Source organism: Mesorhizobium sp. C416B (genome assembly GCF_030323165.1).
Taxonomy (GTDB): Bacteria; Pseudomonadota; Alphaproteobacteria; order Rhizobiales; family Rhizobiaceae; genus Mesorhizobium.
The window spans coordinates 3,913,613-3,925,658 of record NZ_CP100471.1; the positions used below are offsets into that span (position 1 = coordinate 3,913,613).

Here is a 12,046-nt window from a genome sequence, read left to right on the forward strand (position 1 = left end):
CCACATGGATGGCGAAAACTGACCTCTAGTTAAGGACGTCGCGCTGCTCCGCTGGGCGCGACCGGAAGGGCGACGACATGAGCGACAACAACAATCCGTTTGGCGGCCAATTCGGCGGCAATTCTGGCCAGTACACCACGTCCGTGCAATATGGCGGCGCCGAGCCGGCCAAGTCGGCACTTGGCCCGAGACCCGGCGCAGCACCTGCCGCTGGCGAGCTGATCAAGGACACCACGACCGCCACTTTCGCCGCCGACGTCATCCAGGAATCGCGCAAACAGCCGGTACTGGTCGATTTCTGGGCGCCGTGGTGCGGGCCCTGCAAGCAGCTCACGCCGCTTCTGGAAAAGGCGATCAAGGCCGCCGGCGGCAAGGTCAAGCTGGTCAAGATGAACATTGACGATCATCCCTCGATCGCCGGCCAGCTCGGCATCCAATCGATCCCGGCGGTCATCGCCTTCAAGGACGGCCAGCCTGTCGACGGCTTCATGGGCGCCATCCCCGAGAGCCAGATCGCCGAGTTCATCACCAAGGTCGGCGGCAAGGGCAATGGCGCGCCGCCCGTCGCCGAAGCACTGGCCGCGGCGGCGGAAGCGCATGCGGCGGGCGATGCGCAGACCGCAGCCGACATTTACGACGCCATCCTGGCGCAGGCGCCGGAGACGATCGAGGCGATTGCCGGGCTGGGCGAGCTTCTGTTCGAGGCCGGCGACAGCGACGGCGCCGAGGCGCTGCTGGCAACGGCGCCGGAGGCCAAGAAGAATGCGCCGGCACTTGCCGCGCTGCGTGCCAAGATGACGCTGGCTGCGGAAGCGGCAGCACTTGGCAATCCAGCTGAATTCGAGCAGCGACTGGCCGCCAATCCCGGCGACCACCAGGCGCGTTTCGACCTCGCCATGATCCAGAACGCCAAGGGCGAGCGCCATGCGGCGGCCGACAATCTTCTGGCGATTATAAAAGCCGACCGGACGTGGAACGAGGACGGCGCCAGGGCGCAGTTGCTGAAACTGTTCGAGGCCTGGGGCATGACCGACGAGGCGACGCTGGCGGCACGGCGCAAATTGTCGTCGCTGCTGTTTTCCTGAGCCGTTTGCCGGCCAAATTGCCGGGGCGTGGCTGTCGGGCCTTGCGGTCGGCGGCCGCCGCGCCAGATTAGGCCGATAACATCGCGCCCGAAGCGGGTCGGAGGAGTGAAGGTGCAGGTCGGAAACGCATTTTACCGGGTCGGCAAGGATCTGCCGGCAACCATTCCGGTGTTTCCGCTTGCCGGCGCGCTGCTGCTGCCGGGCGGGCGCATGCCGCTCAACATCTTCGAGCCGCGCTATCTGCAGATGGTGGATGAGGCGATCGCCGGCGCGCGGCTGATCGGCATCGTCCAGCCCAGCCTCAATGGCGCGTTGCGCGCCGACGGGGAGCCGGAACTGTGCAATGTCGGCTGCGCCGGGCGCATCATCTCGATGGCCGAGAGCGGCGACGGCCGCTATCTGATTTCGCTGCAGGGCGTCTGCCGTTTCCGCATCACCAGCGAATTGCCGGTGAAGACGCCGTTCCGGCAATGCAAGCTGGCGCCGTTCCTCACCGATCTCGCCGAAGACCAGGCGGCAAGCGAGATCGACCGGCCGGCGCTGTTGAAAGCGTTTCGCGCCTATCTGCAGGCCAACGATCTCGAAGCCGATTGGGAAAGCGTCAGCCGCGCCGAGAACACCATGCTGGTCAATGCGCTGTCGATGATGGCGCCCTACGGACCGGCCGAGAAACAGGCGCTGCTGGAGGCGCCCGACCTGAAAGCCCGCGCGGAGACGCTGATCGCGATCACCGAAATGGCGCTGGCGCGCGAGAATGAGGACTTTGGCTCCAGCCTGCAATAAGGGCTGAGCCGATGGCTGAAGGGGGATCCAATGGCTGCGGATGGGCGTGACGGCAAGTCGGTCAATGTCGATCCAAAATTGCTGGAGCTGCTGGCCTGCCCGCTGACCAAGGGGCCGCTGGCCTGGGACCCGGTGCGCGGCGAGTTGATCTCGCGGCTTGCCAAGCTCGCTTATCCCGTGCGCGACGGCATCCCGATCATGCTGCCCTCGGAGGCGCGGACTATTTCGGCGGAAGACGTGCTGTCGCCGCCGCGATTGGGTGGGCCGGGCTGAAGGGCCAGGGGTGGTTCAAACGGACCTCAGCCTAAGAAGCCATTCTGTTGGCGATCCTTCGCGCCCCCCTCTGGCCTTGCCGGCATTAATGTCATGGGCTCCCGACCGCCCTGCACTTGCCTACTGAAAATTCCGCCCCTTGGGCATGACCCTTTCAGCTTTGTCCGAGAGGGTGGCAATGTCGGGCCGGGCAGCCGGCGTCATCTCTTCCAGCAGCACCGTCAGCCACGGCGTCAAATCCTCGATCTTCTCGGCGACGATGTGGATGACGTCGGATTCCGACTGCAGCTTGCCGGTGACCTTGACGAAGCGCGCGCCCATGACGATGGGCCGGAAACGGGTAAAGGTCCGCTCCCAGAAAATGACGTTGGCGACGGCCTTGTCGTCTTCCAGCGTCAGGAAGATCGCATTGCCCTTGCCGGGCCGCTGCCGCACCAGCACCAGGCCGGCGACCGAGACCCGCCTGCCGTCGCGCACCGAGCCGAGATTGGCATTGGGAATGACGTCGGCGCGGTCGAGCCGCTCGCGCAGGAAGGCGACCGGATGCGCCTTCAGCGACAGGCCGAGCGCGCGGTAGTCGTGGATGACGTGCTCGCCGAGCGGCATTGTCGGCAGTTTTGTCTCGGGCTCGAGTTCGCGCAGCCGGATCGCCGGCTGGTCGAACAGCGGCAGCCGTTCGGCGGCGCTCTTGCCATCCAGCGCGCGCACCGCCCACAAGGCTTCACGACGGTCGAGGCCGAGCGAGCGGAAGGCGTCAGCCTGCGCCAGTCTTTCGATTTCGCCGACATCGAGGCCCGAGCGCAGCCACACATCCCTGACGCTTGTATAGCCGGCGCCGCGCCGCGCGGTGAAAGCTTCCATACGCTTCTCGGCCAAGCCCTTGATCTGACGGAAGCCAAGCCGGACGGCGTACCGGATCTTGATGACACCGCGCATTTCGGCATGGCGCCCCAGGATGCGGCCCGGATCGAATTGGGCTTTCTCCAGGGTGCAGTCCCAGTCGGAAAAATTGACGTCGACGTCGCGGATATCGACGCCATGGTCGCGCGCGTCGCGCACCAGCTGGGCCGGCTGGTAAAACCCCATCGGCTGCGAATTCAGGATCGCGGCGCAGAACACGTCGGGATAAAAGGTCTTGAACCAGCAGGAGGCATAGACGAGCAAAGCGAAGGAGGCGGCGTGGCTTTCGGGAAAGCCGTATTCGCCGAAGCCTTCGATCTGCTTGAAGCAGCGCTCGGCGAAGTCCTTGGTGTATCCCTTGCCGACCATGCCGTCGATCATGCGCTGGCGGTAATTGCCGATGGTGCCGGTGCGCTTGAAGGTGGCCATGGCGCGGCGTAGTTCGTCGGCTTCGCCGGGTTTGAAACCACCGGCGACGATTGCAATATTCATCGCCTGTTCCTGAAACAGCGGCACGCCGAGTGTCTTCTTGAGAATAGCCTCCAGCTCTGGCTTTTGATATTCAGCCGCTTCCTTGCCCTGCCGACGGCGCAGATAGGGGTGCACCATGTCGCCCTGGATCGGGCCGGGCCGCACGATCGCCACCTCGATGACCAGGTCGTAGAATTCGCGCGGGCGTAGACGCGGCAGCATCGACATCTGCGCGCGCGATTCGATCTGGAAGACGCCGAGCGTATCGGCGCGGCAGATCATGTCGTACACGTCGTTCTCTTCCGGCGGCAGGGTGGCCAGCACATAGGGTCGGCCGTAATCATCCCGGGCCTTCGGATAATGGTCGGTGAGCAAGGTGAAGGCGCGCTTCAGGCAGGTCAGCATGCCAAGCGCTAGAATATCCACCTTCAGGATCTTCACCGCGTCGAGATCGTCCTTATCCCACTCGACCATCTTGCGCGCCTCCATCGCCGTCTTGACGATGGGGACGATCTCGTCGAGCCGGTCGCGGGTAATGACGAAGCCGCCGACATGCTGCGACAGATGCCGGGGAAAGCCCATGATCTCGTTGGCGTGGGCGATCACGTGACGGGTCGAGGTCTCGTTGCGGTCGAGGCCGCCGGCATGCGCCTCCTTCTCGCCGAGCTCCGAGGTCGACCAGCCCCAGATCGAACTGGAGAGCGCAATGCGGACATCGTCCGACAGGCCCATGGCCTTGGCCACCTCGCGCAGCGCCGAGCGGCCGCGATAGCTGATGACGGCGGCAGCCAGCGCGGTGCGCTTGGCGCTGTATTTGGAGTAGATGTACTGGATCACCTCTTCACGCCGCTCATGCTCGAAATCGACGTCGATGTCGGGCGGCTCGTTGCGCTCCTCGGAAATGAAGCGCTCGAACAACGTGTCGATGCGCTCGGGGCCGACCTCGGTGATGCCGATGCAGTAGCAGACGATCGAGTTGGCGGCCGAGCCTCTGCCCTGGCACAGAATGCCCTCATTGCGGGCGAACTGGACGATGTCGTAAACGGTCAGGAAATAGCGCGCATAATTCAGACGCTCGATCAGAGCGAGCTCCTCACTGATGCGCTGCAAGACGGAAGCGGGGACGCCCGCCGGATAGCGCGTGGCGGCCCCCTCCCTGGCCAGACGCTCTAGCTCGGCCTGCGGCCCAAGCCCTGATTGCGTCGGCTCGTCGGGATAATTGTACTGGAGGTCGCTGAGCGAGAAGGTCAGTTCGCCGGCAAAGCGCAGCGTCTCGGCCAGCGCCCGTGGATGGCGGCGGAAGAGACGGGCCATTTCCAGCGGCGGCTTCAGATGGCGCTCGGCGTTGGCCGTCAGCTCCAGCCCGACCTCGGCGACCGGCAAATTGAGGCGGATGGCGGTGAGCACATCTTGCAGCGAGCGGCGCTCGGCGCTGTGATAAAGCACGTCGTTGGTCGCCATCAGCGGCACGCCGGCGATGTCCGCCATGCCCGCCGCCTGCTCGATGCGGAAACGGTCATTGCCGCGATAATCCGGCGCCATGCCTAGCCGCAAATTAGCGCCGAAACGGTCTTTCAGTTGACGGACCAATGCCAGGGGATCGTCGGCATTCGCCGAGAGATCCGGCAGCACCGCCAGCGACAGCAGGTCGCCCCATTCGAGCAGGTCGCTGCGCTGGAGAAGGGTCGCGCCCTTCTCGTTTTCATCGCGCAAATTGGCTTGCGTCAGCATGCGGCAGAGATGGCCCCAGCCCTTGCGGTTCTGCGGATAGGCGAGAATGTCCGGCGTGCCGTCGCCGAACACCAGGCGGCAACCGGGGTGATAGGCGAGCTTCTCGACCTTGGCCTGCTGCCAGGCGCGCACGACGCCGGCCACCGTGTTGCGGTCTGCCAGTCCGATCGAGGAAAAGCCGAGGAATTTGGCCGCCACCACCAGCTCCTCCGGCTTGGAGGCGCCGCGCAGGAAGGAGAAGTTCGACTGGATGCCGAATTCCGCATAGGGGATGACGGTCAGCGCGTTCATGCGAAGACCCCATGCATGAACCAGCGCGGCGGCACCTGCGGGTTGCCATAGAGGCCTTGCCGGTAGAGCCAGTAGCGGCGGCCGTCGGCATCCTCGATCCGGAAATAGTCACGCGTCGATGTGAGCGGATCGCTTGACGTTTCACGCCACCATTCCGGCGCGATGCGTTCCGGCCCCTCGGCGCGCGCGACCCGGTAGAGCGCGCGGCGCCAGCGGAAATTCATCGGCGGACCCTCAGGCATTTCGGTGGCCGGCACCTCGATCGGCTCGGGCGAACGGAACAGCCGGATCGGCCGTTCCGGCGGGAAGATGGTTGCGCGCGGCGCGTCTTTCGAGCCCGGCTTCCTGAGCGGTGTTTTGCGTTGTGGCGCTTCCGAGAACGGGATGGTGGCGATGGCGCGCTCCGGCAGATGGCTCTCGAGGGCGACCGGTTTCAGCACCGCACTGTCGCCGAGCCTGGCGCGGATGCGGTCGGCAAAGAGTGCCATGTCGGCGCCGTCATCCTCGGTCTCGCCGGTCAAATCGGCCTGCTGCATGTCGAAGCCGGCGGCCGCCAGCACCGAAAGCCGCACCAGGTCGAAGCCGTAGCCGGCATCGATGTCCTGTTCGAGCGCGGCCAGCCGCTCATGGAACAGGCGCTGGATAAGCTTGGGTTCGCGCAACGGTCGCGAGGTACCGACAGCGATGCGGCTGACGGCGCCGTCGACGCGAAACAAAAGCAGCGCCAGCATCCTTGCGCCCTCGCCGCGGCGTTCGAGATCGGCCTTCAGCGTCACCGCCAGCAAGAGCACCAGCCGTTCGATCTCGGCGGTCAGCACGACCGGCTCGGCCAGGTGGCGTTCGACCGAAAGCGGGGCCACGGGCAGGCGCGGCGATACCGCCTCGTCGAGGCGGCCGAGCGCCTGGTCGAGCCGCAACAGCAAGGTCGCGCCGAAGCGACGGGCGAGCGGCGCGCGCGGCGCTGCCATGACCGCGCCGGCGGTCCGCAGGCCGACGCTTTCCAAGCTGGCGCGGATATCGGCCTCGATGCGCAGTGCCGCCAGCGGCAAGGGGGCGAGCAGCGCTTCCTCCTTGCCGGAGACAACGATGCGGTTGCCGCAGAAGCGCGCCGCCGCCCAGGCTGCACCCGGCGTCGCGGCCAACCCGGCGCGGACATCGAAACCCTGCTGGAAAAACCGCGCAAGGATGTCGTCCAGCATGGCGCGCTCGCCGCCGAACAGATGCGTGCAGCCGGTGACGTCGAGATAAAGGCCATCAGTACCGTCGAGCGCCACCAGCGGCGTATAGCGATCGCACCAGTCGGCGAGGCCTTCGAGCAGCCGGCGATCGGCGTCCGGATCGGCCTCGACGATGTCGATCGAGGGATGCATGGCGCGCGCATCGGCAATGCCCATGCCAGGCTTCAGATGCAGCGCCTCAGCCCGCTCGTCGAGGGCCGATATGCGCTGGGCGTTGCGGTCGCGATGGCTGATCACGAGCGGTGGGTGAGATGGCGGCAGATGATCCGAAGGCCGGGAACGCCACGACCGTCCCAGGCGCTGGCGCAGGATCCGTTCTGCCGCCAGATGCGGGAACCACAGCGACAGAATTCTCTGCCCGTTTTTCGCGGGGCTTTCTTTCTTCGAATGCGTGTTCATCGGGGTTCCACTCCAGTGTGAATTGTCCAGGCAGAGCGGTGCGGCTCTTGCCGATGCTGACGGTGAAGGCAGGGTGGCCGATCGAGCCGGCAAGCGGCCCGGCGATCGTCCGGCGCGATTTCGCTGGTGCAGCCGACACGATGAGGCGCACCGGGGCGGCGGTCGGCTCGGCTTCGCCGGCCTGGCGCAGCAGGAACACCGGCCGGCCGGCGTTTTGGGCGCGCGCGTGCAGCCGGCGCGTCGCGGTGAGGTCGAGCCGCTGCGGGCTGCCACGGATCTCGAGAATGATTGCGGCGAGCGCCGTCATCTTGGCGGCCTCCTCGGCTACCCACAGCGCATCGGTGAGTTTCGGCGCCTCGGAAAACAGCAACTGCTCCGGTGCGATACCGAACATGCCCTGCAATCCCCTGGCATAGGGAAAGCCGGCCTCGCGAAAAATCTCCGATGTGCCGATCCACAGCACGGGCAAGGGCTGGCCCTTGAGGATCAGGCTGACCAGCGACAGCACAAAGCCGGCGACGGCCCCGGCATTGCGGGTCTCAAGGCCATGGATTTCGCTCAAGGCGGCTTTCGGCAGGCCGCCGCTCAGCGCCGCATCGAGGTGCTCGACGCCGGTCGCCAGGAAAGCATTCGGCGAAGCCACGGCAAGCCCGCGCCGGATGATGGTGACATCGGCATTAGGTTCGGGCGCACCGCCGATAGCGCTGTCAGCGCGCGCACGAGGTCGCTCGCCGGCCGGCGCGGCCAGGCGCTCGGGCAGCGTTCCCTCGATCTTCGCGATCTGGCGGCGCAGGGCAAAAACAGTCTCCCGCGCCACGGCTGATGTCGCCATGACGGTCAATTTCTCTCATAATTGTTCCTGTTATGTTCTTATAGATTCCAGAGGGTGCCGAAAGAGTCAAGCGGAGTCAGAAGGAATTTATTCCTTGATCAAAGGTGGCGAGGCCAACCTTGGACTTTGGTCGCAGCCATTCGGCGCAAAGAATTGGCCAGGTACCCGTCCATTTGCCGAGTCCGGAGGGAAAGCCTATATGCCGGATCAAAGGACAAAGCATGGCCCGCATCTACAAGACCCGCACCTGGCACGATGAACTCTCGCCTTCGATCGAGGAGATCGAGTTTCTGGCGCTGGAGGCGTACGCACATCTGCCCGACGATTTTCGCAAGCTGACCGGCGAGATCGTCATCATGATCGCCGAATTCCCGACCGACGAGATCATGGACGATCTGTCGCTGGAGACGCCGTTCGACCTGCTCGGCCTGTTCGAGGGCCGCGGCATCGCCGAGCGCTGGAACCCGCAGACCGGCGAAGGCCCGAACCGCATCACCCTCTACCGCCGCGCCATCCTCGACTACTGGGCCGAGAACGAAGAGACGCTGGGCGACATCGTCACCCATGTGCTGATCCACGAGATCGGTCACCATTTCGGCCTGTCGGACGATGATATGGAAAAGCTCGAAGAGGCGGCGGAATAGCCCCCGCCTTTGTCATCCTAGGGTCTGCGTCGCGTCGCTTCGCTCCTTGCTTCGCCCTAGGATGACGAAGACGCGGAGGTTGACGCCTTCCCTACCAGTCGCTCAGCTTTGTATCCGGCCCGTATTCCTGGCCGTCAATATCCTTCACCACCGACTGGCCGCAGCGCATCGATTTGGTCTTCTTGTCGTAGGCGTAGGTCGGCGAGCCGTACAAATGCCAGCCCTTGCTCAGCGCCGCGGTCACCTTGTGGCAGAAGGTTGAATCGTCGGGGGCGGACAGAAAGCGGTAAAGTCTCATGGGTCAGGTCCTGTCGTGAGTTCGTCTTTTCGGGGCGGATCATGCGCCGATGGCGGCGGCCTTCGCCAGCAGTTTTTCGGCCTGTGCCAGATGCAGCCGCTCGACCATCCTGCCGTTCAGAGCAATCACGCCCTTGCCGGCATTTTCCGGCAAGGCAAAGGCATCCTTCACCGCGCGCGCCTCGGCCAGAGCTTCGGGCGCGGGCGCAAAGGCGCGGTTGGCGGCTTCGATCTGGGCCGGGTGGATCAGCGTCTTGCCATCGAACCCCATGGCGGCGGCTTCGGTGCATTCGCGCGCAAACGCGTCGAGGTCGCGAAAATCGTTGGAGACGCCGTCGAGTATGCCGATGCCACCGGCGCGCGCCGCCAGCACCATCTGCATCAGCCAGGGCACAAGATAGCGGCGGTCGGGCGTCGCCAGAATGCCGGTCTCCTTGACCAGATCGTTCGTTCCGGCAACGAAACAAGCTAGGCGCGAGGCCGGGTCGCGGCCGAGTTCGGCAATGGCGCCGATGTTGAGCATGGCCTTGGGCGTCTCGATCATCGCCCAGAGCTTGACGCTGTCGGGGGCAAAATTGTCGTCGAGCACGTCGCCGACTTCGAGGATATCGCGCGGCGTGGCGACCTTGGACAACAGGATGCCGTCGGGCTCGAATTTCGCCGCGGTCAGCAGGTCATCGTTGCCCCATTCGCTGGACAGCGCGTTGACGCGCACGATCATCTCGCAGCGGCGTTTCGGTCGGCTGGCGAAAATGCCGGCCAGTTTGTCCCGCGCGGCGATCTTGTCTGAGGGCGCGACGGCGTCTTCGAGGTCGATGATCACGGCATCGCAGGCAAGCGTCGCGATCTTGGCCAGCGCCTTGTCATTGGAGGCGGGGACGTAAAGCACCGAGCGGCGCGGGCGGTAAGGTTCGCTTGTCATGGCCGATCTATGCCGCTTGTGGGCGGGGGAGGCAAGCGTCCGACCGGTACCTGATGACGAGCCAACTGCGAAAGCTTGCGCTGCCCCGCCCGTCCCGCAGCAGTTGCGGAAGGGGGCCTTTCCTCTCCCCCGTCGATCGGGGGAGAGGTGTCGAGCGAAGCTCGACGGAGTGGGGGTCGACGGAGTGGATGTCGACCCTTGGGGCGCAAGGCGAGGCGATGTTTGCACCGAATGCCCTTCCTGTGTCCGTTCGCGGCGACTGCCAGGTGGTTCCCCCACTCCGTCTCGGCTTCGCCGAGCCACCTCTCCCCCCTCCGGAGGGAGAGGAAAGGAGCCTGGCTGGGACAGTGCCAACGTCCGGAAAGATGGCGGGCAGCGCCCCGGCCGTAAGCGCAGGTCCTGCACGAAAACTGCACATCCCTGCGGAAAACCTCCTCCGCTCCGCCCCGCCGTTTCCATGCGAGCCCGCGACAACAGCGGCATGCAACAGCGAAACGCTCACCTTTGGTCCTTGCCCTATCGCCTGCGCAGCGAAAGCTGGTGGTTGGTCGATCCGCCCCGGGCGGAGGCCCGCCCTTACCTGGAAGCGAGCCTGCTCCCTTTTATCCGCCCACCGGCCGAGCGGACCCAGCCCATCAGGAAAATCCGCGCATGACATCGTTTGCAAGCTTTTCCAGCCGCTTCGGCATCGCCGTCCTGCTCGTGGCGCTGGCGGATTTTTTCTTTTACGGCCAGCCCGCCGGGATCACGGTGCTGCTGTTTGCCATCCTGATCGCCGGCGCGGTGGTCGCTGTGCATCCTGCCGCGCTGAATTCCACCCGACCCTGGCTCAAGCCGGCCGCTTTGTTCGTCGCGCTGCTGCCGCTGGCCGAGAACGTCAGCCCGCTGTCGGTGGCGATAGCTGTCGTGGCGCTGGTGGTGTTTGCGCTGTCCCTGTCCGGGCGGCTACGGCACGGCATCGCCCGCATTGCCGGCCAGGTCGCGCTGTTCCTGCTGGCGGCGCCGCTGCGCCTTATCCGTGACTTTTTCCAATGGCGCCGCACGGTGCGCCGGCTTGGCGGCCGCCGCATCCGCCTGGCGTCCATCATCGTCTGGGTCATGCCGGTGACGCTGGGCGCGGTGTTCCTGCTTTTGTTCGGCGCCGCCAATCCGGTCATCGAATACTGGCTGTCGCTGATCGACCTGATGAAGCTGCTCGATCTCATCCAACTGGCGCGGATCGTCTTCTGGCTGTTCGTGATCGCCGGCGTCTGGGCTTTCCTGCGGCCTCGCCTGCCGCGTTTCCCGCGCCGCCTTCCACCTTTGACGCCGCCTGCAGCTGTGGCCGCACCGGCCGCGACTAAACCAGCGACAACGATCGAGGCCGTCGTCTTCGGCAAGGCCGCGATCCTGCGCGCGCTGATCGTCTTCAACGCCTTGTTTGCGCTGCAGACCGGGCTCGACGCAGCCTATCTCTGGGGTGGGGTCGCCCTGCCGGACGGGTTGAGCTATGCCGCCTATGCGCATCGCGGTGCCTATCCGCTGATCGCCACCGCGCTGCTGGCCGCCGGCTTCGTGCTGGCGGCGCTGCGGCCGGGCAGCGAAACCTCAGGCGATCCGCTGATCCGCCGGCTGGTCTATGCCTGGGTGGCGCAGAACATCGTGCTGGTCATCTCGTCGATTCTCAGGCTCGATCTCTATATCGGCGTCTATGCACTGACCTACTGGCGCATCGCCGCCTTCGTCTGGATGGGGTTGGTGGCGTCAGGGCTTGCACTGATCATTGTCCGCATCGCGCTTGGAAAATCCAACGAATGGCTGCTCTCCGCCAATCTTGCGACGCTATCGGCGACGCTTTATGCCTGCTGCTTCATCAACTTCGCCGCAATGATCGCCAATTTCAATGTCGACCATTCCCTTGAAATGACCGGCGACGGCACGCCTATCGATACCGAATATCTGCGCTCGCTCGGCGCTGCCGCCATGCCGGCGCTGGACCGCCTCTACATGCACCAATTCGGAAACCAAACCACCTGTCTGGCCGACCAAATAATGATCGACGACACTATCGCCGAGCAGAAGCAGTGGCGCGCCTGGAGCTTTCGCGGCTGGAGGCTCGTGCAGGTTCTCGACAAGAGAGGTCCGCTCGTGCTTCCTCCACCTACCCAGCCCTCGCAACCTTCAGTGCCGGACCGTTAGAT

10 protein-coding genes are annotated in these 12,046 nt (G+C 65.1%); 5 read left to right on the forward strand and 5 right to left on the reverse strand.

Annotation, left to right across the window (positions count from 1 at the left end):
• Window positions 1–77 precede the first annotated feature (77 nt).
• From trxA to NLY43_RS19090, 3 genes are all read left to right on the forward strand, one after another.
• Window positions 78–1,085 carry a thioredoxin gene (gene trxA / locus NLY43_RS19080; protein WP_023710269.1) on the forward strand — a complete coding sequence of 336 codons (1,008 nt, stop codon included), beginning with the start codon at window positions 78–80 and terminating at the stop codon, window positions 1,083–1,085.
• A gap of 111 nt (window positions 1,086–1,196) precedes the next feature.
• A complete protein-coding gene (locus NLY43_RS19085) occupies window positions 1,197–1,868 on the forward strand; it encodes an LON peptidase substrate-binding domain-containing protein (protein WP_023703197.1) in 672 nt (223 codons plus the stop codon).
• A gap of 30 nt (window positions 1,869–1,898) precedes the next feature.
• Complete coding sequence (locus NLY43_RS19090) at window positions 1,899–2,141, forward strand: Trm112 family protein (RefSeq protein WP_023672122.1); 243 nt, start codon at window positions 1,899–1,901, stop codon at window positions 2,139–2,141.
• A 120-nt stretch (window positions 2,142–2,261) separates the two neighbouring features.
• On the opposite strand, the gene NLY43_RS19095 is transcribed toward NLY43_RS19090, so the two are convergent.
• From NLY43_RS19095 to NLY43_RS19105, 3 genes are read right to left on the reverse strand one after another with little or no spacing between them, the layout of a single operon-like run.
• On the reverse strand, window positions 2,262–5,534 hold the full coding sequence (locus NLY43_RS19095) for an error-prone DNA polymerase (protein ID WP_023710268.1): 3,273 nt from the start codon (window positions 5,532–5,534) through the stop codon (window positions 2,262–2,264).
• Complete coding sequence (locus tag NLY43_RS19100; RefSeq protein WP_023710267.1) at window positions 5,531–7,009, reverse strand: DUF6504 family protein; 1,479 nt, start codon at window positions 7,007–7,009, stop codon at window positions 5,531–5,533. Before NLY43_RS19100 ends, NLY43_RS19095 begins: the two co-directional genes overlap by 4 nt.
• Window positions 6,951–8,003: an ImuA family protein gene (locus tag NLY43_RS19105; protein ID WP_023694564.1), complete on the reverse strand. Its 1,053-nt coding sequence runs from the start codon at window positions 8,001–8,003 to the stop codon at window positions 6,951–6,953. The genes NLY43_RS19100 and NLY43_RS19105 overlap by 59 nt, the downstream gene beginning before the upstream one ends.
• A 221-nt stretch (window positions 8,004–8,224) precedes the next feature.
• On the opposite strand from NLY43_RS19105, the gene NLY43_RS19110 reads away from it, so the two are divergent.
• A complete protein-coding gene (locus NLY43_RS19110; RefSeq protein WP_023673918.1) occupies window positions 8,225–8,647 on the forward strand; it encodes a metallopeptidase family protein in 423 nt (140 codons plus the stop codon).
• A 91-nt stretch (window positions 8,648–8,738) separates the two neighbouring features.
• Here the strand turns inward: NLY43_RS19110 and NLY43_RS19115 are convergent, their stop codons facing one another.
• On the reverse strand, window positions 8,739–8,945 hold the full coding sequence (locus tag NLY43_RS19115; protein ID WP_023687640.1) for a DUF1737 domain-containing protein: 207 nt from the start codon (window positions 8,943–8,945) through the stop codon (window positions 8,739–8,741).
• Window positions 8,946–8,984: 39 nt separating this feature from the next.
• Window positions 8,985–9,866 carry an HpcH/HpaI aldolase/citrate lyase family protein gene (locus NLY43_RS19120; protein ID WP_023710266.1) on the reverse strand — a complete coding sequence of 294 codons (882 nt, stop codon included), beginning with the start codon at window positions 9,864–9,866 and terminating at the stop codon, window positions 8,985–8,987.
• 651 nt (window positions 9,867–10,517) lie between these two features.
• Here NLY43_RS19120 and NLY43_RS19125 point away from each other — a divergent pair.
• Window positions 10,518–12,044 (forward strand): DUF4153 domain-containing protein, encoded by a 1,527-nt coding sequence (locus NLY43_RS19125; RefSeq protein WP_023710264.1) that lies wholly within the window; start codon window positions 10,518–10,520, stop codon window positions 12,042–12,044.
• The last annotated feature ends 2 nt before the right edge of the window (window positions 12,045–12,046 follow it).

What these genes read in the sequence shown, in the direction of transcription:
- trxA (WP_023710269.1), top strand. Translation starts at nt 78, where the DNA reads ATGAGCGACAACAACAATCCGTTTGGCGGCCAATTCGGCGGCAATTCT.
- NLY43_RS19090 (WP_023672122.1), top strand. Translation starts at nt 1,899, where the DNA reads ATGGCTGCGGATGGGCGTGACGGCAAGTCGGTCAATGTCGATCCAAAA.
- NLY43_RS19095 (WP_023710268.1), bottom strand. Translation starts at nt 5,534, where the DNA reads ATGAACGCGCTGACCGTCATCCCCTATGCGGAATTCGGCATCCAGTCG.
- NLY43_RS19105 (WP_023694564.1), bottom strand. Translation starts at nt 8,003, where the DNA reads ATGGCGACATCAGCCGTGGCGCGGGAGACTGTTTTTGCCCTGCGCCGC.
- NLY43_RS19110 (WP_023673918.1), top strand. Translation starts at nt 8,225, where the DNA reads ATGGCCCGCATCTACAAGACCCGCACCTGGCACGATGAACTCTCGCCT.
- NLY43_RS19115 (WP_023687640.1), bottom strand. Translation starts at nt 8,945, where the DNA reads ATGAGACTTTACCGCTTTCTGTCCGCCCCCGACGATTCAACCTTCTGC.
- NLY43_RS19120 (WP_023710266.1), bottom strand. Translation starts at nt 9,866, where the DNA reads ATGACAAGCGAACCTTACCGCCCGCGCCGCTCGGTGCTTTACGTCCCC.
- NLY43_RS19125 (WP_023710264.1), top strand. Translation starts at nt 10,518, where the DNA reads ATGACATCGTTTGCAAGCTTTTCCAGCCGCTTCGGCATCGCCGTCCTG.